The sequence below is a fragment of the Paenibacillus xylanilyticus genome (assembly GCF_047246825.1).
Taxonomy (GTDB): Bacteria; Bacillota; Bacilli; order Paenibacillales; family Paenibacillaceae; genus Paenibacillus; species Paenibacillus xylanilyticus_B.
Map to the genome: position 1 here is coordinate 2,958,418 of NZ_JBFOLB010000001.1, position 25,352 is coordinate 2,983,769.

Annotated in this window: 27 protein-coding genes; 11 read left to right on the forward strand and 16 right to left on the reverse strand. The window is 45.2% G+C overall.

Features of this window, described 5'->3' with window-relative positions:
• Window positions 1–4 precede the first annotated feature (4 nt).
• A complete protein-coding gene (locus tag AB3N00_RS13200; RefSeq protein ID WP_095288712.1) occupies window positions 5–958 on the reverse strand; it encodes an ABC transporter permease in 954 nt (317 codons plus the stop codon).
• A 4-nt stretch (window positions 959–962) separates the two neighbouring features.
• A complete protein-coding gene (locus AB3N00_RS13205) occupies window positions 963–2,978 on the reverse strand; it encodes a family 10 glycosylhydrolase (protein ID WP_413034921.1) in 2,016 nt (671 codons plus the stop codon).
• Between the two features lie 277 nt (window positions 2,979–3,255).
• On the opposite strand from AB3N00_RS13205, the gene AB3N00_RS13210 reads away from it, so the two are divergent.
• Genes AB3N00_RS13210 through AB3N00_RS13220 form a run of 3 tightly spaced genes read left to right on the forward strand, consistent with a single transcriptional unit; the run spans window position 3,256 to window position 7,014 of the window.
• Window positions 3,256–4,392, forward strand: a complete 1,137-nt coding sequence (locus AB3N00_RS13210; RefSeq protein WP_413034922.1) for a GerAB/ArcD/ProY family transporter — start codon at window positions 3,256–3,258, stop codon at window positions 4,390–4,392.
• Window positions 4,349–5,854 (forward strand): spore germination protein, encoded by a 1,506-nt coding sequence (locus AB3N00_RS13215; RefSeq protein WP_413034923.1) that lies wholly within the window; start codon window positions 4,349–4,351, stop codon window positions 5,852–5,854. The genes AB3N00_RS13210 and AB3N00_RS13215 overlap by 44 nt, the downstream gene beginning before the upstream one ends.
• A complete protein-coding gene (locus AB3N00_RS13220; RefSeq protein WP_413034924.1) occupies window positions 5,851–7,014 on the forward strand; it encodes a Ger(x)C family spore germination protein in 1,164 nt (387 codons plus the stop codon). Before AB3N00_RS13215 ends, AB3N00_RS13220 begins: the two co-directional genes overlap by 4 nt.
• Window positions 7,015–7,110: 96 nt before the next feature.
• Here the strand turns inward: AB3N00_RS13220 and AB3N00_RS13225 are convergent, their stop codons facing one another.
• The 3 genes from AB3N00_RS13225 to AB3N00_RS13235 form a co-directional block, all read right to left on the reverse strand.
• Window positions 7,111–7,359: a hypothetical protein gene (locus AB3N00_RS13225; protein WP_413034925.1), complete on the reverse strand. Its 249-nt coding sequence runs from the start codon at window positions 7,357–7,359 to the stop codon at window positions 7,111–7,113.
• Window positions 7,360–7,652: 293 nt separating this feature from the next.
• Window positions 7,653–7,958, reverse strand: a complete 306-nt coding sequence (locus AB3N00_RS13230) for a hypothetical protein (protein WP_413034926.1) — start codon at window positions 7,956–7,958, stop codon at window positions 7,653–7,655.
• 82 nt (window positions 7,959–8,040) lie between these two features.
• Entirely contained in the window at window positions 8,041–8,439 is a 399-nt protein-coding gene (locus tag AB3N00_RS13235) for a hypothetical protein (RefSeq protein ID WP_413034927.1), read from the reverse strand.
• A 370-nt stretch (window positions 8,440–8,809) separates the two neighbouring features.
• Here AB3N00_RS13235 and AB3N00_RS13240 point away from each other — a divergent pair, with 370 nt between their 5' ends.
• Window positions 8,810–9,337, forward strand: coding sequence for a hypothetical protein (locus AB3N00_RS13240; RefSeq protein ID WP_413034928.1), 528 nt, complete (start codon window positions 8,810–8,812; stop codon window positions 9,335–9,337).
• Window positions 9,338–9,566: 229 nt separating this feature from the next.
• A complete protein-coding gene (locus tag AB3N00_RS13245; RefSeq protein ID WP_413034929.1) occupies window positions 9,567–9,797 on the forward strand; it encodes a hypothetical protein in 231 nt (76 codons plus the stop codon).
• A 201-nt stretch (window positions 9,798–9,998) separates the two neighbouring features.
• Here the strand turns inward: AB3N00_RS13245 and AB3N00_RS13250 are convergent, their stop codons facing one another.
• The 3 genes from AB3N00_RS13250 to AB3N00_RS13260 form a co-directional block, all read right to left on the reverse strand.
• Window positions 9,999–10,280 carry a hypothetical protein gene (locus AB3N00_RS13250; protein ID WP_413034930.1) on the reverse strand — a complete coding sequence of 94 codons (282 nt, stop codon included), beginning with the start codon at window positions 10,278–10,280 and terminating at the stop codon, window positions 9,999–10,001.
• A 272-nt stretch (window positions 10,281–10,552) separates the two neighbouring features.
• A complete protein-coding gene (locus tag AB3N00_RS13255) occupies window positions 10,553–11,842 on the reverse strand; it encodes a galactokinase (protein ID WP_413034931.1) in 1,290 nt (429 codons plus the stop codon).
• Window positions 11,843–12,017: 175 nt separating this feature from the next.
• Complete coding sequence (locus AB3N00_RS13260) at window positions 12,018–12,791, reverse strand: hypothetical protein (RefSeq protein ID WP_413034932.1); 774 nt, start codon at window positions 12,789–12,791, stop codon at window positions 12,018–12,020.
• A 141-nt stretch (window positions 12,792–12,932) separates the two neighbouring features.
• On the opposite strand from AB3N00_RS13260, the gene AB3N00_RS13265 reads away from it, so the two are divergent.
• The 3 genes from AB3N00_RS13265 to AB3N00_RS13275 all read left to right on the forward strand — a co-directional run bounded on the left by AB3N00_RS13265 (window position 12,933) and on the right by AB3N00_RS13275 (window position 15,119).
• Window positions 12,933–13,289 carry a hypothetical protein gene (locus tag AB3N00_RS13265; protein ID WP_413034933.1) on the forward strand — a complete coding sequence of 119 codons (357 nt, stop codon included), beginning with the start codon at window positions 12,933–12,935 and terminating at the stop codon, window positions 13,287–13,289.
• Window positions 13,290–13,450: 161 nt separating this feature from the next.
• Window positions 13,451–14,377, forward strand: a complete 927-nt coding sequence (locus AB3N00_RS13270; protein WP_413034934.1) for a DUF2268 domain-containing protein — start codon at window positions 13,451–13,453, stop codon at window positions 14,375–14,377.
• On the forward strand, window positions 14,352–15,119 hold the full coding sequence (locus AB3N00_RS13275) for a MerR family transcriptional regulator (protein ID WP_413034935.1): 768 nt from the start codon (window positions 14,352–14,354) through the stop codon (window positions 15,117–15,119). Before AB3N00_RS13270 ends, AB3N00_RS13275 begins: the two co-directional genes overlap by 26 nt.
• A gap of 217 nt (window positions 15,120–15,336) precedes the next feature.
• Here the strand turns inward: AB3N00_RS13275 and AB3N00_RS13280 are convergent, their stop codons facing one another.
• The 5 genes from AB3N00_RS13280 to AB3N00_RS13300 all read right to left on the reverse strand — a co-directional run bounded on the left by AB3N00_RS13280 (window position 15,337) and on the right by AB3N00_RS13300 (window position 18,565).
• Window positions 15,337–15,579, reverse strand: coding sequence for a hypothetical protein (locus AB3N00_RS13280; RefSeq protein WP_413034936.1), 243 nt, complete (start codon window positions 15,577–15,579; stop codon window positions 15,337–15,339).
• A gap of 142 nt (window positions 15,580–15,721) precedes the next feature.
• Complete coding sequence (locus AB3N00_RS13285; RefSeq protein WP_413034937.1) at window positions 15,722–16,348, reverse strand: phospholipase D-like domain-containing protein; 627 nt, start codon at window positions 16,346–16,348, stop codon at window positions 15,722–15,724.
• Window positions 16,338–16,664, reverse strand: a complete 327-nt coding sequence (locus AB3N00_RS13290; protein WP_413034938.1) for a phosphoribosyl-ATP pyrophosphohydrolase — start codon at window positions 16,662–16,664, stop codon at window positions 16,338–16,340. The genes AB3N00_RS13285 and AB3N00_RS13290 overlap by 11 nt, the downstream gene beginning before the upstream one ends.
• A gap of 189 nt (window positions 16,665–16,853) precedes the next feature.
• On the reverse strand, window positions 16,854–17,339 hold the full coding sequence (locus tag AB3N00_RS13295) for a hypothetical protein (protein ID WP_413034939.1): 486 nt from the start codon (window positions 17,337–17,339) through the stop codon (window positions 16,854–16,856).
• Window positions 17,339–18,565, reverse strand: a complete 1,227-nt coding sequence (locus AB3N00_RS13300; protein WP_413034940.1) for a WXG100 family type VII secretion target — start codon at window positions 18,563–18,565, stop codon at window positions 17,339–17,341. Before AB3N00_RS13300 ends, AB3N00_RS13295 begins: the two co-directional genes overlap by 1 nt.
• A 190-nt stretch (window positions 18,566–18,755) precedes the next feature.
• Here AB3N00_RS13300 and AB3N00_RS13305 point away from each other — a divergent pair, with 190 nt between their 5' ends.
• Entirely contained in the window at window positions 18,756–19,100 is a 345-nt protein-coding gene (locus AB3N00_RS13305) for a hypothetical protein (protein WP_413034941.1), read from the forward strand.
• Between the two features lie 78 nt (window positions 19,101–19,178).
• Here the strand turns inward: AB3N00_RS13305 and AB3N00_RS13310 are convergent, their stop codons facing one another.
• Window positions 19,179–20,189 (reverse strand): helicase-related protein, encoded by a 1,011-nt coding sequence (locus AB3N00_RS13310; protein ID WP_413034942.1) that lies wholly within the window; start codon window positions 20,187–20,189, stop codon window positions 19,179–19,181.
• Entirely contained in the window at window positions 20,158–20,364 is a 207-nt protein-coding gene (locus AB3N00_RS13315) for a hypothetical protein (RefSeq protein ID WP_413034943.1), read from the reverse strand. The genes AB3N00_RS13310 and AB3N00_RS13315 overlap by 32 nt, the downstream gene beginning before the upstream one ends.
• Here AB3N00_RS13315 and AB3N00_RS13320 point away from each other — a divergent pair.
• Window positions 20,347–20,565 carry a hypothetical protein gene (locus AB3N00_RS13320; RefSeq protein WP_413034944.1) on the forward strand — a complete coding sequence of 73 codons (219 nt, stop codon included), beginning with the start codon at window positions 20,347–20,349 and terminating at the stop codon, window positions 20,563–20,565. The genes AB3N00_RS13315 and AB3N00_RS13320 overlap by 18 nt on opposite strands.
• A gap of 332 nt (window positions 20,566–20,897) precedes the next feature.
• Window positions 20,898–21,749: a hypothetical protein gene (locus tag AB3N00_RS13325; RefSeq protein ID WP_413034945.1), complete on the forward strand. Its 852-nt coding sequence runs from the start codon at window positions 20,898–20,900 to the stop codon at window positions 21,747–21,749.
• Between the two features lie 80 nt (window positions 21,750–21,829).
• On the opposite strand, the gene AB3N00_RS13330 is transcribed toward AB3N00_RS13325, so the two are convergent.
• The gene (locus AB3N00_RS13330; RefSeq protein ID WP_413034946.1) at window positions 21,830–24,967 is read right to left on the reverse strand and encodes a DUF3427 domain-containing protein; all 3,138 of its coding nucleotides are present in this window, start codon (window positions 24,965–24,967) and stop codon (window positions 21,830–21,832) included.
• Window positions 24,968–25,352 lie beyond the last annotated feature (385 nt).

The following is a 25,352-nucleotide window of genomic DNA, read 5'->3' on the forward strand; positions in this document are numbered from 1 at the left end:
AAGTTTAATAAATCCCTTCATGTCCGAGTCTTCTTACAATTTTGTTGGCCGCCACAATCAGGAACAATCCGACCAGCCCCTTGAACAGCCCCACGGTAACCCCAATGCTAATCTTGCCTTGTAATATGCCATACGTGTAGGAATACGTATCAAACACCTCTCCAACCGAGCGAACCAGCGGATTCATCATCAGCAGGATTTGTTCAAAACCCGTATCGGCCATGCTTCCCAGGCGCAGGATCAACAAAATGATAATGGTCGGGCGGATGGCGGGAAGCGTAATATGCCATATCTGCCGGAAACGTCCGGCCCCGTCGACAACGGCAGCCTCATACCGCTGAGGATCCACTCCCGCCATCGCTGCGAGGAAAATAATCGTTCCCCAGCCGGCTTCCTTCCACATGCTCTGAGCGGTGAGCAGCCCCCAGAAATAATTCGGTTCCGATAGAAATGAAATCGTGTCCTTACCGCTCTGTGCAATCAGCTTGTTCACGATGCCGACATCCGTCGAGAGCAGGAAAAACGTCATACTGGCAACGACGACCCATGACAGAAAATGAGGTAGATATACAATGGATTGATTGATTCGTTTAAACGTCTCATGCCGAATTTCGTTTAACATCAAGGCAAGCAGGATCGGCAGCGGAAAATGGAACACCAGCGCGATCAGATTAATGGCAAGTGTATTGCGCAGCATGATGTAGAAGTTGGAGCTGGCAAACAGTTCATTAAAATGCTTGAATCCCACCCATTCACTTCCCGTAAACCCGAGGAACGGATTGTAATCCTGAAATGCCAGCAGCAGTCCCCAGAGAGGTACGATCTTGAACAGTAGAAAATACAGCAGCCCCGGCAAAATAAGCAAATAGATCATACGGTGTTTGTACATTCGTGACAGCAGACTGCCCGATTGCAGCTTGCCCGTCGCACGGTTCACCGTCGTTATCTGGGGTTTCATCGGTTTATGTCACCTCTTTCTTCAGGGCAGGGTCCATCTCGATCACAATTGCTTCATAGCGCTTTAGCCTGGGAATGCTTAGAGTTACTTTGTTTCCCTCGACATTTATTGGAATGGCCTCCGATGAACACAATGAGTAGGCACGAGCAGGTGTCCCCATCGTGTTCAGCTCAATGATTTGGTCAAATAGCGGTATCGCTTCCATGTATGTTGTTCCATTGAAGCCGGACAAGTTCAGGAGCTGGAGAAGCACATGCCCTTGGTCCGTCCGATTCAGAAACAGCTCCGTACTGACAGGCAGCTCTGTCTTCAACAGACTCTCCCCGGTCAACCGAGTCAGAATATCCGTCACGGCATGTTTGTGATCTTCGAAACCGTGTCTGTAATACAGAACACCCGGATTCCACGTGTAATATGCGGCTGTACCACCATTTGCCGGGTTGGAGATCCCCAGTCCGTAACTTTCGCCCACTCGGTGTCCATACGCCCGTTCCGGCGGACCGAAAGATGCTGGTTCAATATAAGGCATACAGCACTCTATTTTGGAGGGATCAAATTGCACATGTGCAAAACCGCCGCTAACCGTGATCCATTCCCGCTCCTTCAAACTGGGAAAGCGATCTGCATCCGACACTTGGAGGTATGCTGCGGGAAGCATGTCGAGATCTCCTGTATGAACTGCTCCAAACCAGCCAGACAACGCTTCTGCATCATCGCGTAAGGCATTTCCCGTAGCAAGCAGAGCAACTCCTTGCTTGAGCAAGTCGCCCAGCGTTTCTTTGGTGTCTGGTTGGGGTCTTTGCAAACCGGGCAGGATGACCGCCTTCACCGCAGCCAGCTTATGCCTCATGGCTGTTATCTGATCTTCAACGATGACATCGAACAGCACATGAGACTCTTTTAACATTTTGAACAGTCCCAAATATTCGGTCCCCGCTTCAGCAGCCCTCGGTTTAATCAAGATCACTTCAGCCATTGAAGCGAGACTTCCATAGATATGTTCGTGTGCTGCATGATATCGGAAAATCTCCTGGGCTGCCGCAAAGTTCTTTCGATCGGGGTATCCCTCGAACGCACCAATAATGCAGAAGTCGAGCCCGGATCCACTGGCGATATTTTGATATAACCTTACTTCTGTCTCATAGGGTGAGACACCCGTGAATCGATAGGTCAGATCTATCGCATTGATGCTGCAATTGCTGACGATTTTATCGTCCCAGCTGCTCACCACAGAGGCTACATTCTCTGAAGCGGAATACAGCCATAAAGGCAAACTGCGGATTAGCGAAGTGTTCGACTCCTTGCGAATAATATCCACCTTGTGCGGGTGGTAGGTGCTTATGGCTATATCCGGCCAGCGGGACTTCACCCTGTGATGGATTTTGCTCAAGATCTCTCGAGAGGTTAACTCCTGAAAATGAAGATACGCTGTATGCAATTCATGCTCCGGACCGGTATAGTCCAGCAATTCAGCTCCGCAGACCTTCTGGAAACGACGCCTGCAATTCTCACAATAACAAGGTCCATAGTGGTTCCCGCTGTAATCCCAGTGCTGGTAACCGAACATATTGAAGAAAATGCCATCAACCGGATACTTCTCTAGCACTTCTGTAATCGACTCGATGGACTTCTCCTGCTGATACTCCCCGTTCAGGCACGTATGCACAATCCCGTAGTAATTCACTTCCTGTCCGTTACGGTCACGATAAAACCATTCCGGATGTGCCTCAAACAGCGATTCGTGCGCTTTGCTGAAATCGAAGCGGGCAATAAACTTCATTCCAAGCTTATGGCTCTTCAAGATCGCCTCTTGCAGCAAATCGGTATGAAGATAAGGCGTGACATATTGATGCTCCAATGCAGATGGATAAAAGGCAAAAATTCCTCCTGCATTCATCATTAGCACATTGGCTTGGAATTCTTGAAGCTCCTTCATCAACAGGTCCACATTCATGTCCGCATCCATCTCGCGGAGATTGTTTTGAATCAGGCGAAGCCGGTTTGATGACCACCAGTTCATTCGCATCGTCCTCCTCTTGTCTGCGATGTACCTTAACGGTATACCTTGGATGACAGGCACAGTAGGGACATTTTTTGCAGATGTAAAGCAGGAAATATATGTCCGTTCTACCCGGGAAGATGTGCAGCCTTGTGGCAAACACCCCGGAAAGGTAGACAAAAATTGTCCGATCGCCATGATATGAAAGGTTTTGCTTCAAAAATAGATCAAGAGGAATCGAAATCCCATATGCTGTACAAGCTAACGGAAACTTCCTTGGACGGAAAGGAGGATTCCCATGAGCCGTGAAAAGGGTGAAATCACGATATGGCTTTCCTTTTCCATCATTTTGCTCAGTGCCGGACTCGTATGCCATGTTCTGTCTATACCGGCGATTCTGGATCAGGCAGGCAGAGACGGCTGGTTATCCGTCGCGGCTGCTGCGCCTTTCTTCATGCTGTTTCTATGTATGATGTTCGTGATCATTCGCCGGGTGAGGGGACAGCGTTTGACGGACTGGATTACACGGGAATTCGGCATCGTCCCTTCCTGGATCTTCCGTATTTCCGCATCTCTTCTGCTGTTTGCACTCGGGACACATACCTTATATGAGACAACGAGCTGGACGGTGTCCACTTATCTGCAATTCACCCCAACATACGTGCTCGCAGGAGGTGGAGTGTTAGTTGCTGCTTGGTCGGCTGCCAAAGGAATCCGGTCCATTGCCATGACTTCAAGTATCCTGCTCCCTTTCGTGATTTTGCTGGGATACTTCGTGATGTCAGCCAACATGAAATACAAGGACTATGGCCAGCTGTTCCCGATCATGGAATATGGTGCCGGTCCCGTTCTGAAAGGCATGATTTATTCGCTCGCAGGACTGATGGAGATCTGGATATTGATGCTCTTTCAGCATAAAGTCAAAAGCAAAATTCGCTGGTGGCACGTTCTGCTCCTCGGACTATTCATGATTACAATGGCGATAGGCCCTACTCTGGGAGCTATTGTTGAATTCGGTCCCGAGGAAGCGGCCAAGCAGCGAAACAGTCCCTACGAACAATGGAAGCTGGTCAATATCGGGAAATTGTTCCAGCACGTGGATTTCCTATCCATCTATCAATGGCTGAGCGGCTCTTTTGCCAGAGTGGCTATTTCCATCTATCTCATTGTGGATCTGCTCGATTTTCGCAGACCCCGAAAGAGATATATTGCCGTTTTGTCCGTCGCATTCATCATGTGCTTCGTGGCCGTACAGTGGTGGCGAATTGACTATGTCGAATATTATGTAAATCATATTCAGTTTCCCGTGATGCTCGCCTACGTGTCCGTTGTCACTATTCTGTTGACCCTGGCCGCAATCATACATAAAAAAGACAAGGAGGCTCCTGCCCATGCCGATCACAACCAGACCCAAGAAGGACCTTCATCCGGATGAGTCTTTTCGTATCAACGAGCATAACCTGACGACCTTTTTTGCCGGATCAGACGATGTTATCATCAGCAGCCATATGATCGGGGAGTCTCCTGTACAGATCATCATCGTGTATTGCAGTGGTATGGTGGACAGCAAATCAATCTATGATATTATTCTTCCCGAATTGACGCGGGCCTACGAGAGTACTCACTTTGTTCGTACATCCGATATTGAGAGATCCATCACCCTTCAATGGACCCGCATGGATTTGCAGGATAAGGCTCTGGGAACGAGACTGATGTCCCTGCGGGTATTTGAGGGGCATATGCTCATCTGCATCCCTTCCCTGCAGACGATGTGGAGCATGGATATTTCCAATATCCCTACCCGTACGCCAGAAGAATCCACGACTGAAGTATCTATCCGCGGAGCCCGGGACGGCTTTATCGAACGGTTGTCCGTCAATATCACGTTAATTCGCACACGTCTGCGTACAGCCGATTTGGCCTGCAATATTGAATTAATCGGTTCACGTTCGGTGACCAAAGTAGCGCTGATGTATATCAAAAATATTGCGAACCCCGATCTGATCGATGATGTCAAGAATCGGCTGCGCAAAATTGATACGGAACGAATCCTGACTGCGAATGAACTGGAAGAATTGCTGTCGCCATCAAAAGTTACCCTATTTCCGGTAACCCATTACACGGGCAGGCCCGATTTTGCTGCGGAATGTCTACAGAACGGTCGCTTCGTCCTCATCGTGGATGGCAATCCAAGCGTCATCATTGGCCCGGTAAATCTGTTTCTGCTTCTCAAATCACCTGAGGATGCCAGCTTTCCATTTCTTCCGGTGAATATGGGCCGCATGCTGCGCTTTATCGGACTATTGGTAACCATTTTTCTGCCTGGCTTCTATATTGCCCTTACTTCATTTCATATGGACCAGCTGCCTTTCCCGCTGGTTGCCACGATCTCGGTTGGACGAATGGGGCTGCCTATGGAATCTGGAGTAGAGATGTTTCTCATTATGCTTCTGATGGAGTTGTTCCGGGAGGCAGGTGTACGTCTTCCCAGTGCCATCGGTCAGACGCTGACCGTCGTGGGAGGATTGATTATCGGGGATTCAGCCATTCGTGCGGGCATGGTCTCCCCGCTCATGATTGTCGTCATTGCCGTAACGGTCGTCGCCGGGGCAACGATCGTGAATCAGGTCATGACGAGTTCGGTTCTGATTTTGCGCTTTTTCTGTTATGTATTGGGAGCATCCCTTGGTATATACGGGTTCATTCTGTCCATTATCCTGTTCCTGATCTATCTGACCGATCTGAAGTCGTTCGGCATCCCTTATCTGACCCCGCTGAGTCCGCTGAATTTCAAACAAGCTCTCGCTTCCATGTTCAAGCTGCCGAAGGGCTGGATGAAACGCAGACCCGTGTATCTCGAAACACAGAAGCCACGCAAAGAAGGTAATGATCGATGAAACGGCAGATCCGCCGATGGTCGTTAGGACTGCTCAGTCTTGCTCTGTGTATCGTGACCAGCGGGTGCTGGAGTGCCTATGAGATCCAGCAGGTGGACTATGCCAAAGCGATCGGCGTCGATTATAAGGACGGGATGTATCACGTGTACGTGCAGACCATGGACTTTGCCAGTGTAGCCAAAAGTGAGAGCTCAACCAAAAATGAGGAACCTCCTCCCATATGGGTTGGACATGCAGCGGGCAAAACATTGAACCTGGCTATAAATGAACTGTTCAGGAGTGCCCAGCTCCATATTGCCTGGGGACATGTGACGGCGATCGTTATGGCCGAAAGCGTTCTGACAAGCAATCATATCAAGGGTGTGTTTGATATGCTCGGACGCTTCCCGGAATCCAGATATACAACCTGGGTGTATGGCACTCGTGAACCTTTGGAAAATATAATGAGTGCCACGTCCATATACAATATGTCGCCGCTGGACAGCATTTTGCATAACCCGCTTCCCAGCTTTCTGGAGGAGTCGCTCTTTCCTCCGGTGCTCAGCTTCAAGCTGATTGCCACCCATAACGACCCGTCCACAACAACCTATCTGCCATGTATTGCCCTGAACAAGGATCATTGGTCCCAGAACCAAAAGAATCATGAACTGTTTGTGATCGACGGCGCTTTTTTCGAAAGAACCGGGAATAACTTTGAATATTTGCCCCGCACTAAACTTCCAGGATACCACTGGCTGCTCAAAGATCTGCGGCGCGCACCACTGGCTATTGAAAATGAAGGAACCATCTATGGCGTCCTCAGTGTGGGCTTGCCCAACCTCAAGATTGAGCCTGTCGTTCAAGGAAATGAAGTTCGTTTCAACATTGATGCCAAATACCTGACAGCCTTGTATGAATACCTCAACCCGATCTCCTATGATGAGATGGTCCAATTTAGTGAGAAGACGCTACGGGATCAGATCCTGCAAACGTACCGTCAGGGGCTGAAACGTGGAGTCGATATCTATGGCCTTCAGGAAAAGCTATATCGCAAAAATCCGAGCCTGTGGCGCAAGCTTTCCAACAATGGCTCCAAGATGATCCTTACGGAGGATTCAATCCAGCAGCTGAAAATTAAGATTACCATTCCTTATACGGGTAAATTCCGCAGGAAAGTGTAGCAAGAGCAGCAAAATCCCCTTGTTTGGCTGAAGCCGGACAAGGGGATTGTTGTTTAATACTCGGATTATTTTCAGGTATGGAAGATAAAGAAAGACTCATTGAATGCTATTCCGCACCCTCTGTTCCAGAAGCCAGCCGATCAATGTAGAAAATGACAGCCCAAACAGCAGGATTGGAACGTTATAAAAAAGTGTATTCGTGTACTGGTTCAACCAGCCAAAACGGTATACTGCTGAATCTGGATCATTCGTGAAACCATGAAGCTGTATGCGTAAATTCCCGATCATTTGCAGCTCCAGGAAGACAGACAGTACACACAGCAGGATGGCAACGAGGGTCACCATTACGTGTACTTTCCCACTCCTGTACTGGCGCTGATCCTACAACCACCATTTGGACAGCGATACTGTCCAGATACACAGGATTACAAAGGTCAGAAGGGATGGAAAGAGAACCAGAACTCCCGGATTACCGTTGCCCGAAACTCCTTTGCCAGGTTCATGCTGAAATGTTAACCCCTGTACGGCAAAGATCATAATTACATTCCAGAGCAGGAAAATGAAATATGGTTTGTTGATACGTTTTATGCGGTTTATAAGCATCCCTCCCTAACGTTGAAACGCTATGTATATTAAGACTACCGTAAAAATGGCACCTCAGATAGCGCTGTTCCTAAGTAACTTACCAATATCCAGGCCGCAAACCATAACAGAGGCAGCTGCATGATCCAGTAAGGAAAGATGTATCTTTTCGCATGATAAGATGCCCAGCCCGAAATCAAGGCTGCAATTACACCGATGGGATACGTCATCAGCAGTGTACCTTCCAGACGGCTTGCGACCTCGTATTCGGGAGGTGTCGGTGCAGCGAGCGACATTCCCATGGCAAAAGCGATCAACGGCCAGAGCAGCAACGTCAAACCGTATAATAAAGTGAATATCATAATGTACAAAAAACTTCTTTCTTTGCTTCTGCTTATATCCTTACTCTGCAATCTTACATCTCTCCTATGCGCACTAATTGATCTAAGAAGAAGGCAAACAGCTGCCCTCTCCTATCTCACTTTTATTCAAATAATCCATGATCCGCAAACGCGTGGTCAGAATAAGCGCCTGGGGAATGAGAACAAAGACAATATAGATGATGACGATTAACCATAAATGTACCGCAAAATGCTCCGCACCGAAAGACGGCTTCGGACGCTCAATGAAATACCACCAGCACGGGATAGCCACAAACCAGGTCAGTCCGGTCGAAATAAACATCTCCTCAATCCCGCTCCACAGAAAGCAAAATAGAGCAACAAAGATAATGGGAACTGCCCACGAATCCAATATTGGCCCCCAGCTCTGATAGATGAAAATAATGGCGGGATACAGCAGAATAAAGCTCCAGCGCCAGATCGGGTTGTTGTAGATGTGCATTGCTCCTCCTTATTGACGCGAGGTAAAAATGATTAAATACGCCTTACTTCGTTAGATATGGACCGAAAAAAACTTATCGAACACGTTGTTCAACCGCTAGATATAGGTCCATTTGGAATAATTACCTTTTATTCAAATAAATTTATTATAAATCAAGATCACATAGACGAAAATGCAGGTCTGCAAAAATAAGCTAATAGTCTGCAATTTCAACCTTATAAATTTAATTAATACAAAGTCAACATGGGCTGTTACTACCCAGAATTTTTGGGGATATGCGTAATTTTTAGTAAAAAAGTGAAACAATCAGGCATGATTTTGATAGCTGTAGCTCATACTACCTTCAGGAAAATATTGAAGGAGTGACAATATGAGCTTGAAAAGCATCATTGCAGTCGGTGCAATCCTGACCTGTTCATCTTTACTATGGGGATGTGGGAATAACGGGAATAACGCAAACCAGGCATCACAGCAAAATGAACCAGAGGTCCAAACTGAAAACTGGAATGATCCAAAACGACTGGAAGCTTCCCACTTGGAGGCGCTTGAGCGTATGGAGAAAGATCATATTCACCGGATGGTCTCGTTGAGTGCGAATACCGACGGGGATCAGGTGATGACCACGCTCGAACGATCCAGCCAAAAGCTTGAGGAAATGAGGCCCCTCGCTGAAATGCTTCAACACGAAGGACATCCGGCGTTGCTGCAGCGAATTCAGGAAATGTCCGGTGATATCGAAGGATCTAAAACGGTTCTGACTCAAATGAAGAACAACCCAGGAAACGGAAAAATCAAGACCCAGTCTTCCAAAACCGATGCATTGCATCACATTAGCAGTTTCCGCGAATATCATCAGTTTATGCAAGGACAGGTCCAAACTTTAGACGGTAAGCATTAGCAAGTGTCGCACTAACATAAGTCTAACTCAAAGAATCGTTAAGGTCGGAATACTCAAATCCGATTACTAGCGGTTCTTTTTTTTCCTATATAATTCCAATTAAACTTATAATATGTTATATAAGAATGGTTTACATCGTTGTTATTTGAGATGGAGTGATTGAATTTTGAAAAGGAAATTTCTTTTCTTGATAGGCTTAGGATTTATTATTTCCCTATTAGGAGGGTGTATGTCTGCTCATGAGAAAACCATTCTTGCTGAAGCAGAACAATTTGCTCATAACTATATATTAGAACAATATGGTATAGAGGTTGTCTTTACTGAGCACAAGTTTACTCCCATTGATCTGGATAAGTCCGTAGGAATACATGGTTATGTCAAAGAGAACGATGATCAAAAGGTATTTGTACTTGTAGAAAACTATACAGAAAGCCCAGCAAGTGAGCCTTGCCTATTTTAAAGAGAACTATGAAGTGGACGTTCAGTTCACAGATCACAAATTCCTTCCAGCCGATCTAAGTCATAATGTTAGTTTGAGCGGACATATAGAAAATAATAAAGAAACAGAGATCACGATTCTCGTCAATTATGACACTTTTGAAGTAAAGAATGCCATTGTGCCCAAAGAGCTTCTTGACCTAAAGAAGTAAACTCTTCAACCTCATTCCACCCACAGCGACACCCATATGAACATGCTAAATAACAAAACTGGTGTAAGCGCCCCTGTACCTAAAATAATCCAAAGTGTTGCCGGCCTTACATTTTCGCAGTAGGTATTGAACTTACGCATTCGTTCTTTTTGCCACTTAGCGAACTTGAGCTGCCTGATCATGCGTTTCAAAACTCTTTGCCGCTCCTCGCCTTCTTCTACATCTTCCAGCGCACGCCGCAGCTCTTCATATAAGCGCTCCTCTTCCTGCTCAGACACTATGGTTGTAGTCATTCTCCATATCCCCCCATGAGAAAATTTCAATAACATTCTGATGCATGTTCAATACATCAACACTTAGTCCCTCAATTTGAAAGCACTACCTTATCAACACGGTAGCAACCTTCAAAGTTTTACTTTTTATAGAGAATTGAACATAGCAAAAAGCGGCCCTCTCCCATGACCCACGTCAAGATGAAGAACCGCTATGCATGAATGAACTAATATTTATTCGTACCGGGCAAATGATTGCCTCGAATTATTGCAAAGTGACTGTCTTAACCCACCTAACCGATCAACGAATTCAGGCACACTGCACCTTGTGCACGCACGTTAACCACAATAATCGGCGTCTCGAGCATGCCATGCATCCAGGACATATACTCCTCCACTTTTTCGTTAGGAAGGATCGTCAGAATAACTCCGGCAAACCCACCACCGTGTATGCGGCAGGCGCCATCGCCAAGGTTTTGCAGATAATTTTCGGTCAGTGCCAGTGCGATCCCAATCTCCTGTTCCTTCACAGAACCGCTCTGATATACATTCTGGAGCCATTTCCAGGAAGAGTTACCGGACGCCGTAATCAGGTTCAGGAAATCCGCAAAACGTCCATCCCGCAGCGCCTGCACCTGACCATCCACCCGATTGTTTTCCTCCAGGAAATGAAGCGCACGCAGCACCGCACGATCTCCCGCAGCTTCACGGACTTTCTTGAGATTGGCATAAATCGCCTCTGCCGTAATTTCCCGAACATATTCTTTGCCCAGTGCTTGAGCAACCGCTCTCATCTCATAAGGCACAGCAGCGTAATCTTCGGTCAGATCCGCGTGGTTTCCACCTGTGTTTACAATGACCAGTGAGTAGCCGTTCTGTTGGAAATCCCATTGGACAGGCTCAATGACAGGCTCAGCCGGGTTTTCAAAATCAATCGCAATCAGACCACCATACGCACAAGCCATCTGATCCAGCAGACCGGACGGTTTGTTCCAATATTGATTCTCTGCATACTGACCAATCTTGGACATGACCACGACATCCAGCGATCCATCATTGTAGAAATGATTCAAAATCGTACAAATCAGCATCTCGAATGACGCCGACGAACTTAAGCCAGATGCCGAGAACACGTTACTGGAGATGTACGCCTGAAAGCCGCCTACCTTATATCCAAATTCTCCGAATCCCGCAGCCATACCGCGAATCAACGCCGTAGTTCCGTCGTCTTCCGACTTAGGCGTCAGATCCGTGAGATCGATTACATATTTCTTGTCATAGCCTTCCGAATAAAAGGTAATTACCGACTCCGTGGTTGGTGCAGCCACCGCAATTGTATCCAGTGTAATGCTGCCCGCTAGCACCTTGCCATGGTTATGATCCGTATGGTTACCACCAATCTCACTGCGTCCGGCTGCGCTAAACAACTTGCTGCTCTCCTGCGCACCAAAGTACTCTTCAAATGTTGCGTTCAGCTTCGTGTAACGTGCAGTCTGTTCCTCGACCTGCTGCTGTCCGTACATTTGGGCAAGCAATGCTTGGCCTTCCGTGGACTGAATCAGTTGTACTGGTTGTGTAGTCATCTCTACTCCTCCTATGGGTATGTAGCTTTATTTTTCTGCTGTGATTGAGGCTGTATGGCCAATGTTTCATGCCTTATTTCTATCCCATTATCTCAGCTTCGCTCCGGAAAAGGTAGGGTAGAATTGAAAGTTTGTAAGCGTTTTTTGAAATGACTGGATGTGTCATGCAACGGGGTTATCCTTTTCCATTTTCAACAGGTTCAACTTCAATCTGATCAACTATAAATTCGTTCTTGTCATGGTCATATGCGTAGGTCACATTAAAATCACACACATATGTGGGAGATATGCCGACAGATCCAGAGAGATGCAATTGAATTTTCTGATTCTCCAGCCGGTAGATCGTTACACCACCAAAACCAAGCTCATCTTGATCGTAATCCGGAGCTGGATCGAAATCATAATAGAAGTTATATGCTTGTCCTTGTGCTTTAACTGCAATCGCTAACGTACCATCTCCTTTTTTCGCAACATGCGATTCAATGTGATCAGCTACAATCTCTTCGTACCTCTGTACTTTAATTTCGGAGAAGTCATCAGCGTTCACGACATGGATTTCGTAATTATTCAAGCCAGTCCCTCTTCCAGTCTGGATGATTACTACAGCTTCTTCCTTATCGTCCCCCGTAAGATCCGTATAAAATACCTGCGGGTCCGTTCCCATATCCCCAAGATAGTACCAAACAAAGTCTTTGGTATTTCCATTTATCTCTAGAGTGAATTTATGAGGTGTATTTTTTGCTCCCTTATTATCATAAAGTTGTACTTGTTCACCCTCCGAAGATCCGAGCCAATTTAATGTTGGATCCGTCTCTTGCTTGGGCTGAGTTGTTACCTGCTTGGTGGTAGACTCGATCTGTTTTTGCGGAACAACGTCAGATGGAACTGAGTCACATCCTGCAAGTAAAACTGCACCCAATAGTAGCCACACACCTATTTCCTTTTTCAATGCCAATCTCCCCTTTCATCTCCTGTTGCAGGGTTCCGATCCAGAACCAAATGGATTATACTACAAAGATATCCATTTTTGGTGTCAAATCGGTTTCGATATCGTATATCCCCGCTATATCATATTTTGAGAGGATGGGCCTTGAATTTGTACAAGTATATTCGTAGTTTATTGCTTTTCATTATTTTAATTGCAGTACTTACTGGTTGCGGAGGATTATCCAAAAAAGAGAGTGAAGCGTACTATCAAAAAGCGATTCCTATTGGACAAGAATATTTCCAAACGTATTATGATGAAGATGTCATATTCACGGATTACGATATTAATCTACCTATGTCATCCTCAATTGTATTGTATGGTCATGTTAAAGACGATTCACAAACTTCACTCTCCCTTTCGCTAAACCTGCCATCTATGGAAGTTAGGTCGGCTAGTGGTCCAGGTGAATTTATTGACAAACGTAAGAGTGAGGAAGAAGTGAACTCACAGAGAGAGTGAAACTTCATCACGCATCACAAATAAAACACAAGCTGCCCGATGTCATTCCATCTGAATTTCACGAGCGGCTTTATTTTGATTCACTCAGCTCTTCTCACCTTGACTGTTACGTAAGGTGATACTTGATAATGAAATCAAGCTTACAAGAAGGAGAGATTACAATGAAAATTACCGCATTACGTTCGGATAAAATCTATGAAAAGATTATCAATGCTGCACCAGATGAGAAATTAGAGCTATATCGGCAAGAAATGATGGGTCCATTTATGACGAAGTGGAACATTCAACAGATCCCCTTTCGATCAAGTGAGCCCCACGGCTTTGACGTCATCACGATGAATAACTTTATAAATATCGCTCCTGCGAACATTACGGCTGAGATCAGCGAACCGCTCACAGCCATTTCATCTGAAGCATTTTGGCAAGAATGCGATGAAGCTGTGACGACAAGTCTATCCACCTTTAAGGATAACGGGATTGAACTTTCGGTTTCAGAATATTTATATACTATTTTATTAGGAGATCAGAACAGCCCAACGTTACAGATGAATGAAGGCATATGTGGGGATGGTGGAATTCCTGGCTATATTATTTCGAACCTGATCCCAGGTACGTATACTTTACCTCGTATCCAATCCGTGTTAGCCCATGAGTGCAATCATAACGTGAGATATCAATTTATTCAGTGGGACTCGTATGTTACGCTAGGAGAAATGGTCGTTAGTGAGGGGCTCGCGGAGAGCTTCGCAACGTCCCTGTATGGAGAAGAGTTATTAGGGCCCTGGGTGGCCAAAACGAATATGGAAACCCTAAATACGATCATTAAACCGAAAATGAAGGACCAACTGCATGTTACAGGCTTTGAGCAAATTAATCCATATCTTTATGGCGATGAACTTGCGAGCATGCAAAACTTTGCTCCCGTAGGGATGCCCTATGCTGCTGGCTATGCCTGCGGCTATCATTTAATTCAATATTATTTGAACAAAACAGGCAAACATATCACCGAAGCAACTATCACTCCGGCAAGTGACATCCTTGCTGAAACAAAGGACTTTTGGAATGAAGAAACCCTATTTCACCGTTAAAGACATCATTCAGATTACGGGCGTCACCAAACGCGCCTTACATTATTATGATAGAACCAATCTGCTGAAGCCAAGTAAAGTCGAAGATAACGGATATCGGTTTTACGATCAGGAAGCACTGGGGAATCTGCAAACAATTCTATTGTTCAAGGAAATGAACTTTTCATTGAAGGACATTGCAGCCATGATGAAACTTTCCAAGCACGAGCAGAAGGAGATCTTAAGAGCACATCGAAGTACACTCGTGCAACGAAAACAAAAACTCGAAACCATCATCGACCAATTGGATGAATATGTGGATGGCACGGATATCGTTTATCTCAACATGTTTGACGACTCCCCCATCCTGTCCATTCAAGAACAATATGAGTCTGAGGCGAAGCTCGTCTATGGGGATACGGACAAGTATCGGGACTTCGAAGCCAATGTGAACCAGCTTTCTGCAGAAGAGCAACAACAAGCATATCAGCGTTTCTCGGTAAAGATGGAACAGGTATTTAGTGAGCTGGCTAAACATCAGGATTCGTCTCCTGCTTCTGTTAAGGTGCAACATTTAATTCGTGAATGGAAAATCTGCCTTGAGACATTTATGGTCTGTGACGCTGAAATTTTGACCTGTATCGCAGAAGTGTATACGACGGATCGCCGCTATGCTGGTTATTTCGCTCAGTTTGGCGATGAGGACTTTTTGAGATTTTTGTATGAAGCTATTATGGTTTTTATTAAGGATGGGGAAAAATAAGACTTTCTCTTATTGAGGGATACGAGGAGAAGTAGCATCAAAAGATCGATTGTGATAAAAAGCAGATAGACCGTACTTCCGGAATACAGCATGCATTAAGAATACGGTTTATCAATAATTACTTATTAAAATAGGTACTCGCAATTTCGGTTAATTCATCGTTTCCGAGTTCTATATTGGTGAGGTAGTACACAAAGAAGTCATTAATATCATCTTCTTAAAATAAACTCAAATACTTGAATGCAGTCCATAAAATATCATCTTCTGAATAACGATCATCATTCAGCCTTCTTTTTGCGAACTGAATGATTTCCTTCGTATACGTTCCAAAATTAGCCCCTATTAATGCATTCAAGACAAAATGGATCTTATCTTCATTGTCACTCTCCAAAATACTTGTAATCTCAAAAGCTTCGAGTTCTTCTAAGTAGAATCTCGATTCACTTGCTTGAATAAACATTAACATATGAGTGGTCTTTTGCTGTCCAGTAGTGTTACCAGGAGTAATCCGTTCAACTACCCATGTATTACCTTGTTCAACAGGAGCATTTGGTGTACGAGTATGCCACCTGGTTTCATACTTATAATATCAATCAGACCAATTAAAACTCGTGGGCTTCTTCCTCTGTTTCCTCTGGTAACCCCGTCCCGAACTCCGCTTCTTCCATCTCCGTAATTCGCTGGATCATCTCTGGGTTTTTCTGGTGATACTTTCGGTACTCTTCTTCATACAACGCAATCGAATCCGGGTTCACCGGTAATGTCGTCTCATGGTAAAAGCTCTGCATGAACTTGTCCAAGGCCATCTGGAACGTATACGGCTCCGCCTCGGCATTCATCGCGAGATTCCATTCATACCCCGTCTTCAGCGCCGTAAATGAAAAATTCGACGAGCCGACGATCAGCAGTCCTTCCCCGTTGTCATGATCGAACAAATAAGCTTTTGGATGAAAAGAAGTGCCCATACTTCGCCACAGCCGTGTCTCAATTCGCGGATCAACCTCACACAGCGCCCGCAGTCCTTCCGGCTGCGTGATATACAGATAGTCTCCAGCGAGCATCCGCACCTCGGCTCCGCGTTCTGCCGCCTGCTTCAAATGCGGTGCAAGCAGCTTCACCCCAGACTGCATAATAAATGACGTCATAATATAAATCCCGGACGCATGCTGCATCCGGGTGATCAGTTCATCTGCCAGGTTATCTGTAATGAGCTTAACGTTAAGCTTCATCGACATCGATCAGATACACCCGCTCCTGGAATCCGCCACGCGCCTCGGCTTTGTCCGCCCGAAGCTTATCAAGCTGTGCCGCATTCGCTCCGTGTACCTCCGCCAGCGCCCGGATCACTTCCAGCATGTCGGCGAGTTCCTCCAGCGCTTCCTGATCGTTCGCTGCACTTATGTACTCATCCGACTCTTCACGCAGCTTCGTTCTTAGTTCTTGCTTATACTCCTCCGGGTCCAGAATGCGTGTCCGGCATTCCTTACCACTGGATGTGATGATATGCGGAATCTTGTCCCGTACCAATTTGTTGTATGTAGGCATGTGGATAACATCCTTTCTAAGTGGGAGTCTTCGAGTCTCACGCCAGAATCTCCCTTTTTGCCATTATACCATTTGCCATGGATGGAGATAGGTAGATTATGTAAAGCAGTGGATCGGATGAAGAAATAGAAAAAGCCCGTAATTACTCAAATAGGAGTTGAAATGGGCTTATTCAAAAATTTGTGATACTTATATAGAATTCGGGTTCACATAACACCAATCAGATTGATTTGAAGTTTTCAGAGCTTTCTCCAGGTAAGACAATGTATAGACCCAGTCTTCCTCCATCCATACCACCATCTGTGGGTGTCTCGTAAGAAAATGATACAGAAAGGTTAGCGTGACCTCTTCATTTTGATATACTTCATCGATAATGAGCGTGTTAAAATATATCTGCCCAGCATCACTCCATTCCAATTCTCTGTATTGATGTGGAGCAGGTTCATCATATACATCGACTCTGATCGTATTATTTATCTCACCATGATCTGACTCTTGTTGGTCTGAGAGCGAAATGCCTAGGGCGCAATGTTTCATGTTCTGTTCTGAATCTATATCTTGGATCCCAAAAACTAAATTTAACTTTGCTTCCAAACAAACTTGTTGTATATCTCTAACCAAACGATCTATGGGGATATTGCTGTTCTCTTCTACCAATACAAAAGCTGATGCCATTATTTAAGTACCTCCCTTAAATCTTCCAACGAGTTAACCACTTTGGCGCCCTTGCTCCTGATATAATCCAGTTTTTCAGATGCAATTCGACCCGTATTTTCTAGCGGTGCGTCAATATACAAAACAACTTCCTTCTTATTATAATTAAAAAATTCTTTATTATTTTTATCTACTAGTCTATCGATTTGGTCTATTTTTACTGCTCCCGCTGACTTTTTCACTTCAATAATTTGCGAGTTCGTAACAACATCCAAATCCGTAACTCTTAATTTATTATCCACATTTTTAACTTCCACTCCAAATCCAGTTACACCAACATGGCGATCTACAAATTCACCAACTTTCCCTTCCACAACTTTCCCTGTGTCTCGGCTGTTTTTTGCAGCTTCTATAGCATTAGGTATATTTTTTGGATTCTGCTCTACCCAAAAGATTTTGTTTCCAGTATCGTTTGTATATTGAACTTCTAATCCTTTGTTCGTTTTGCTGAGCATTGGGTTATCGTGAGATAGTCTGTTCTGAATTTGACCAGGCTTTACTCCCCTGTCTTTTGGTAATTTAAATCCCTCTTTCGGAACTTTATAGCCCCTATTATACATACCCGTAAAAGCCATCACGATCTTTCCGAGTTGAATACTAGCGATAGAGACTCCTGCTTGCCATGCAGGTACAGACGAACCGGTGATCGGATGGTGACCAGCCTCAAATGCTTTAATCTGTTCATCGTATATATCCGTACCACTAGGTTCAGGTTGCTTGGGTCCAGCTTTCATTTCCTCGTAGTTACCACCATTTTTCCAATACTCAGCAAATTCCTTCTGACCAGTCATTCCATTTCCCGCTTCACTGGCAGGCATATAAACACCAAATAACGGATTGTACACCATTCGTTGTTGCTCTTCCGAGTTATCTGTATCATGATTCACCATCGTACCAGCAGCAATCTGCCCAGCAACTGCTCCCAAGCTCACCTGATTCTGATCCACTTGTTGGAACCTCTCGGCAATGGCCCTGAGATCCTGAGAGGACTTCACCATACTCTCCAGCGCTCGATCCAGTACAGAACGAGACTGCTGAAAATCATAGAAAAACCGTACTTGTGTTGCTCCCGTCCACTGAGACTGGATGAATCCAATCCGAGCAGTCAGGTCATTTCGTATATCTTCCAACTGCTGTCTCCCCTGCTCAATCTGTCTAGATACATGTAACACCTGCTCCGATGTCACTTTAATTCAACCCATATTATTCTCCGCCATTTAAAATAGAATTCCACCATGTTAGTAGAAGTTTATTGTGTAGACATCCTTCCATATTCCTGATTTATCCTTTGTTAGAATAAATAATCATCATTCTTTACTACCCAAGTCCCATAGATTAAAATATTTTTCAATGATAAATGCGAGGGTGTGAATCCAATTGCTTACTTATATCCGTAACGGCTTGATTTTTATTGTTTTAGTCACTCTACTAACTGCTTGTGGGGGGCTATCAGATAAAGAAGAGCAGGAGTATTATCAAAAAGCAATCCCTATCGGTCAAGACTACTTTAGAAAATATTACGACGCTGAAGTTGAATTCACTGAATTTTATATCAATGTACCTATGTCCTCAACTATGGTCTTAAAAGGTCACCTTAAACAAGATCCTTATACTAAGGTTTCTCTTTATTACTATTTCCCTTCTCTCGAAGTTAAGTCAGAAAGTGGACCTGAGGATTTCATAAAGAAACGAAAAAGTGAAGAAGAGATTAACTCGCAGTGATTTTGCAAATCGTACATATTTATAGTTAAAAGCCGCTTTTGATTCAGTCCATCTGAATTCAAAAGCAGCTTTTTTATATTACCTTATTGTCCCCCGCTCAAAATGCACATGCAGCCGATATAGACATACCTCCTTTGTCCAACGGTATAATAGAGCCCGTTCTTCCGCATCCTGCACCTGTAGGTTCAGTGAGAATACCCCATTCTCAAAACTCGTCATACTGCCCTTCGCCTTACTCCACATAGACATTGGCATTTCGATAATCAATTTCTCTATTCTAGCTGCCGTCTTCTCGTTCCACTCCCAGAGCGCAAGCTTGTCTTTATCCGAAAAGTCCTTCCGTTTCCGGTACTCCTTCTCCGTTAAATAAGTATGGAAGAACTCCGCCATCTCACCTAGCGTGATTGGGTCCATCCAGTGTGCCTCGCCTCGCTCCAACATGTACAGCAGCACGATCATCTTGTAGCTTTTGTTCATCGCCGTCTTCTCTACATCCCGCAGCCATGCTTCGTGACGGACCAACGTATCTCCCTCCATCGAAGAAAGCAGCTCCGCCCAATAAAGAAATCCGACATATGAGCCAAACTCGGTCCGATACCCGATACTCTTGGAACGTCCCATGAGATGAAGCTCCAGATAAGTCGGAATACGGCCTAAGTCACGTTTCACATCCAGAAAATCCTGATGCAGCTTCTCGCGGCGCGGCAGTCGTTTGCGGCTCAGTTCCTGAAGCAGGTTCACCACCTGGGTCTCCAGATGAATCCCGCAGTTGTCTGGAACTTCTGGCACTGCCGAATCTCTGTCTTTCCCGGTCCCCTCCAACTCCCCGCGTACATCCAGCAGACTCAGTTTCACATCCGCATTCCTGTAGTTTCCGATCAGGTCGATGATGACACAATGTGATTTGCCTTCCGCCAGTCGCAGACCACGCCCCACCTGCTGGGTGAATACCGTGAGCGACTCGGTTGGACGAACGAACAACAGTGTGTCCACACGTGGGATATCCGTACCTTCGTTAAATAGATCCACCGTCAGCACAACCTTCAGGTCACCCTCATCAAGCTGCCGAATTGCTTCCTCTCGGGACATCTCCGATGTCCGCGAATGCAGACTGAGGACCTTCACCCCCCTGACCGCGAAAATACGCAGCCAAATAATCCGCTTGCCGGATCGACGAGCAAAAGCCAATGACACGTGTCTGCTTATGCTGCAGCCAGGCCAAATAGATTTTTTCCACATGTTCCTCATGCAGCTGAACCGCCATGAGCTGTTCTTCATCATATTTGGTACCGATCCAGCGAATCTGCGAATAATCCGTGTCATCGAATACACCGTAATATTGGAATGGAGCGAGCCATCCTCGCCGGATCGCATCAGACGGGTATCCGATATTATTCGAGATATTCAGGATTTAGAATTTACATTGAACATACGTATAATAGTGTTCATGGTTTGGAAGAAGTAGGCACTCACTTATTAGATACCTCAATCCAATACACCGTGCAGTATGAAGGTGCAGATAGTAAATGGCACGGATATATCGCTGGTTATGATAAGGGTAGTTGGGACCTAGGTACGTATAACAATGTTCAAGCAAACGGAGAAAGCCATGCAACAAATACGCAGATGGGTCCGTTTAGATTTACGAGTGTATCTTATAAAAATTCAAGTGGAGTTTGGACTGTAAATGACACAGCTCCAACCGCTCAAAGCCCTTATTCAGTCAGTAAGACATGTAATGCAAATTTCCGAGTCTATGGGCCATAAATTTAATCTTTAATAAGGAGGATAAAATAAATGAGAAATAAAAAGTGGTTTCTTGTCGCAGCAGCAGTTATCGTCCTAAGCGGGGCGTTTTACATTAACTCTATTTCCGCTGAAAGTCCTACCCATTTAATCCAAGATCACCTTGTCAAGGAAGGGGTGGCTATTTCTAAAATTAGCACCCAAGAGAAGAATTTAAAATTGGAAACAAAATCAACTTCTACTTCTGGAGAAGCAACCATAGACGATATTAAAGCCATCCGAAAAATCCGAAATGAAGTAAGAAGTGGTGCTAATGGAACCTCACAAATAAAAAATGTTGATCTCACGATTACAGGGGAAAATGGCCAAAATATCTACAATGGTGTTTCTAATGACATTACTCGAATACCAGACTTCTCATCCAAAATTGTAGGAACGCTCGATTCTGAATCAGCCCAGAACGCTATATATAGTGAACTAAAGGCAAACGGTGTAACTGTGGAATCGACAAAAGTTACAGATAACGAACTGGGTGGAAAGCTGGCCTCCATCGTCCTTACAACGGAAATCCCAGAGGTGAACAGTCTCGTTCCTAAAATTGAGCAATGGATCACAGCGCTTAATGATTCTGATGGTATTGGAGTTTCTCAATATGAACTGACCATTAATGATAAAAGTAATAATTCAACGTTGTTATATTTGACAACCGATTTAGTGTATCGTGACTTTTATTGGTGGCAGTCCCCAGCTCTTGGCGATGAAGTATGGACAAAAACTAAACCGGAAAGTCAAGAATCAGCTGCTAGTAAAGACAAAGTTCCGGCGACACTTGAAGAAGGGATAACTGCTGGGCCTTCTGAAGCAGATAACAATGGATATGAAGGGCCTCAATTCAAAAATTAAAAAGCTGTATTTATATGTGTACTCTCGTCTAACCAAAGCAGTTCCTTTTGAAATTCAGCGGGGATCTGCTTTGGTTTCTATCAAACAATACACTTATTCGCCACCGCCACCATCTTCGCAGGCATCTCTTCCCGCAACCGCCACACAAAGCTCATCGGTTTGTTTCCCTCATGACTTACATAATCTGCTTCGCCCAAGAATACAAACGGAGACGTATAGTTATGCTCCTCCTTATATTCACGGACAAAAAGGACAATTCGATTACCTCTATCTCTGTGATGAATATATCGCTGCGCAGTAGCCGTATTTTCAGACACCCGGCTTTGGGTCTGCCAATGAAAGAGAACCTCATTAATCGCATAATCCTCATACAATGTGGATGGTGAGAAATCCTTATCCGATTTGTTCAGCGTAATGAAGAAGATATCCGTCTGTTCATCTGCAAAATACTTCACGCCTTCACGGAAGGCAGGTGATTGTTGAGCATTCCAGTAACCAAAGGCGGCGAGCACTTGGTCGATGGAATACATACAGTGGATATCCAGTGGACAAGTGTATGGGAACAAATTTGCTTTATCCACAAATCTCAGATGTGCCAGATTATATTTGAAAATATCCACAAGCTCTGCCCGGAATGCCTCACAAGACAGCACACGCTGCACACCGTCTTCGATACTGTTCAGTCCCAGCTTCTCAGGTGCAGCCCGATGGAAGGTGTAATAGAACATGATCAACATGCGACGTTCATCAGCGGTCGTGGGTTCTTTCCCTTTTTCAATATAGTCGATCAGGAACGTCAGCCAGCTTCGGGAGTTGATCGTCAGCACAGATGGAATTCTGCGGATATATTCCTCTTGCTCATTCTCGATAGACTCTGTCAATCCGGCTTCGGCCAACAGGCCGCGGAAATATCGTTTCCCTGAACGTCCACCATAGAACTCATATAGTGTCATCCCGTGATGTTCCACAAAATGAGCTAAGGTCAGCGGCAATCCCGTGTCTTGCTGGAACGTTTGCAGCTTCTGGATCAACTGTCTGCGATTACGACTCATTTGCTTCAGGTTGCGCATGATGTATTCCTTCGCTTGCTTTTCCAATTGAATGAAGGTGCCGCGAGGTAGATTTGAAAATCCGTTCTCGACGTAGTGCGAGATGGAATGTTTGGTAGCGCCGATCAAGGCGCGGAATTTATCCTGGAACCTATACTCCTGATGCGCTTGCCCGATGAAGTCGAGCACGGTCAGGCACTCTTTCCCATCCGCCATCCGTAGTCCACGGCCCAACTGTTGCAGGAATACGGTCAGACTCTCGGTAGGACGCAGGAACAGGATGGTGTTCACTTCAGGGATATCCACGCCCTCATTGTACAGATCCACGACAAAGATCATGCGCAGTTCCCCGTTTACCAGCTGCCCTTTCACAGAATGGCGCTCCTGTTCTTTCGACCCGCCATGCAGGGCCATGGATGGAATGCCCGCTTCGTTGAAGATTTTTGCCATATACAGCGCATGATCCACACCAACGCAGAACCCGAGTCCCTTCACTTCCTCCAGATCAGTTACGTATTTGTTTAGACTTTGGATAATCTGGTGGGCACGGATTTTGTTATGGGTATAGAGCTTCTCCAGTTCGTTCAGGTCGTAGCCTTTGCGCGACCATTTTACCTGGGATAGATCCACGGTATCGGTTACGCCGAAATATTGAAACGGGCTCAGCAGCTTCCGATCAATCGCGTCTGTCAGACGGATCTCGGCTGCAATCGTATGATCGAAGTAGGCGGTAATGTCTTTGCCATCCATCCGTTCCGGGGTTGCGGTTAATCCGAGCAGGATTTTCGGTTCGTAATGGGACAAGAACTTCTGGTAGGATGGCGCCGCCGCATGGTGGAATTCATCCACAATGATGTAATCGTAAAAATCCCGACTTGTGATCTCCGTCAGCTTCATGGAGTTAAGGCTCTGAATGCTAATAAACAGATGGTCCAGCGCCTCAGCCTGATGGTTGCCCACATGCAGCTCGCCAAAGTTCATATCCTTCAGGATGTATCGGAACGTGTCCCGACTTTGTTTCAATATTTCTTCCCGATGGGCGACAAAAAGGATCTTTACTCCCGTGTGACTTGCCAGGAACCGCTTGTAGTCGAAGGCTGAGATAACCGTTTTGCCAACGCCTGTGGCAGCAACGATCAGGTTACGGGTTCGTCCATACAGCGTACGCTCGGCGTGCAGCTGTTCCAGCACTTCCTTTTGATAATCGAAAGGCTGGATGTCGAGGTGAAACTGGTTGGATTGATCTTTTTTACGATTCAGAGCCGCCTTTAACTGTGCCTCATGTTCCTCATCCTCAGCCACATATCGCGTGAATTTGCGGTCATTCCAGTAGCTCTCGAAGGTCGCTTCAATCTTGCGAAGCACGTCGAGTGAATCCTTCTCCGTCACCTTGAGATTCCACTCCATACCACTTGTCAGTGCAGGGTTGGATAGGTTGGAAGAGCCGACATAAGCGGTAGTGAATCCGGTATCGCGGTGGAAAATGTACGTTTTGGCGTGCAGCCGTGTCACTTTGGTATCATACGAAATCTGGATCTCTGTGTTAGGTAATTTGCTGAGTTCGGTAATGGCCTTGAGGTCGGTCGCTTCCATATAAGTCGTCGTGATGATTCGCAGCTTCCCGCCACCAGATGTAAATTGCTGAAGTTGTTCCAAGAGTAGGCGAAGCCCACTGAATTTGATAAAAGACACGAGCCAGTCGATCCGGTCTGCTGTAACGATCTCTTTTTGCAACTCCAAAAGCATACTCGGCTCAGACTTTGCCCCAGTAAATAATGAGCTTTGAGCGATAGGCGTATCTGGGCGAATGATTTTAGAATCCCGTACGGCTCGAATATTGTTCAGCTTGGAATATATATGGGTCAGCACCTCCCCTTGCTCATCCAACTGCAATTCGTTATATTCTTCTTCCCCCAGCGTCTCTTTTAACGTAGCGATAATTTTATTACATGTACGGATCTGTGCAAGTACTGCTGTACTATCTTCGGTTTGTTCTCTCACAATCTTCAGAGCTCGGCGGGTCACCGCAGCCAAATACGTAGAAAGCAGCTTACGTGCTTCCTCTGCATCCAGCTTCTCAGTCCCAATGTTATACACATCCGGATCTAGTGCCGAAATCTCCTGCCTGGTGATTGTGTTGATAAGCTGTTCATATATGCCTTGTTTCATGGAAATACCTCGTGGGTGTAGGATGGTTGTGGATATTCTGTATGTACAGGTTAGAGCTACATCATGTTTCTACTATATTATCGTCCAACGTGTGGAAGATTTCATTAAGTGTTTTGAATTCATTGAAAAAAGCACATCTACTCTTTTCTTGGTAGATGTGCTTACTTAATTTCATTTCGAATATGTCCTAAAGTTTAGTCTTTCTTCATTTTGAATTTCAGTTACTCATTTAGATATCGTTAGGGTTTATACCGGAAATTCATTTAGAAAGACAAACAGAAATTTAAACAACATTTGTTGTCATTACAGTCCTCGACACCACTGTTTTGAAATTTCTGAAGAATCCCAATTATAATTAACAAGTTTATATGGATAAGGTTCATCA

Bases quoted from the DNA above. Each gene is read 5' to 3' on its own strand.
- AB3N00_RS13270 (WP_413034934.1), top strand. From the start codon at position 13,451: ATGAAAATTACCGCATTACGTTCGGATAAAATCTATGAAAAGATTATC.
- AB3N00_RS13290 (WP_413034938.1), bottom strand. From the start codon at position 16,664: ATGCCTACATACAACAAATTGGTACGGGACAAGATTCCGCATATCATC.
- AB3N00_RS13310 (WP_413034942.1), bottom strand. From the start codon at position 20,189: ATGTCCCGAGAGGAAGCAATTCGGCAGCTTGATGAGGGTGACCTGAAG.
- AB3N00_RS13245 (WP_413034929.1), top strand. From the start codon at position 9,567: ATGTCTGCTCATGAGAAAACCATTCTTGCTGAAGCAGAACAATTTGCT.
- AB3N00_RS13200 (WP_095288712.1), bottom strand. From the start codon at position 958: ATGAAACCCCAGATAACGACGGTGAACCGTGCGACGGGCAAGCTGCAA.
- AB3N00_RS13255 (WP_413034931.1), bottom strand. From the start codon at position 11,842: ATGACTACACAACCAGTACAACTGATTCAGTCCACGGAAGGCCAAGCA.
- AB3N00_RS13285 (WP_413034937.1), bottom strand. From the start codon at position 16,348: ATGAAGCTTAACGTTAAGCTCATTACAGATAACCTGGCAGATGAACTG.
- AB3N00_RS13325 (WP_413034945.1), top strand. From the start codon at position 20,898: ATGAGAAATAAAAAGTGGTTTCTTGTCGCAGCAGCAGTTATCGTCCTA.
- AB3N00_RS13205 (WP_413034921.1), bottom strand. From the start codon at position 2,978: ATGAACTGGTGGTCATCAAACCGGCTTCGCCTGATTCAAAACAATCTC.
- AB3N00_RS13330 (WP_413034946.1), bottom strand. From the start codon at position 24,967: ATGAAACAAGGCATATATGAACAGCTTATCAACACAATCACCAGGCAG.
- AB3N00_RS13240 (WP_413034928.1), top strand. From the start codon at position 8,810: ATGAGCTTGAAAAGCATCATTGCAGTCGGTGCAATCCTGACCTGTTCA.
- AB3N00_RS13315 (WP_413034943.1), bottom strand. From the start codon at position 20,364: ATGGCGGTTCAGCTGCATGAGGAACATGTGGAAAAAATCTATTTGGCC.
- AB3N00_RS13235 (WP_413034927.1), bottom strand. From the start codon at position 8,439: ATGCACATCTACAACAACCCGATCTGGCGCTGGAGCTTTATTCTGCTG.
- AB3N00_RS13215 (WP_413034923.1), top strand. From the start codon at position 4,349: ATGCCGATCACAACCAGACCCAAGAAGGACCTTCATCCGGATGAGTCT.
- AB3N00_RS13295 (WP_413034939.1), bottom strand. From the start codon at position 17,339: ATGGCATCAGCTTTTGTATTGGTAGAAGAGAACAGCAATATCCCCATA.
- AB3N00_RS13320 (WP_413034944.1), top strand. From the start codon at position 20,347: ATGCAGCTGAACCGCCATGAGCTGTTCTTCATCATATTTGGTACCGAT.
- AB3N00_RS13225 (WP_413034925.1), bottom strand. From the start codon at position 7,359: ATGGTGACCCTCGTTGCCATCCTGCTGTGTGTACTGTCTGTCTTCCTG.
- AB3N00_RS13250 (WP_413034930.1), bottom strand. From the start codon at position 10,280: ATGACTACAACCATAGTGTCTGAGCAGGAAGAGGAGCGCTTATATGAA.
- AB3N00_RS13210 (WP_413034922.1), top strand. From the start codon at position 3,256: ATGAGCCGTGAAAAGGGTGAAATCACGATATGGCTTTCCTTTTCCATC.
- AB3N00_RS13280 (WP_413034936.1), bottom strand. From the start codon at position 15,579: ATGTTTATTCAAGCAAGTGAATCGAGATTCTACTTAGAAGAACTCGAA.
- AB3N00_RS13230 (WP_413034926.1), bottom strand. From the start codon at position 7,958: ATGATATTCACTTTATTATACGGTTTGACGTTGCTGCTCTGGCCGTTG.
- AB3N00_RS13275 (WP_413034935.1), top strand. From the start codon at position 14,352: ATGAAGAAACCCTATTTCACCGTTAAAGACATCATTCAGATTACGGGC.
- AB3N00_RS13220 (WP_413034924.1), top strand. From the start codon at position 5,851: ATGAAACGGCAGATCCGCCGATGGTCGTTAGGACTGCTCAGTCTTGCT.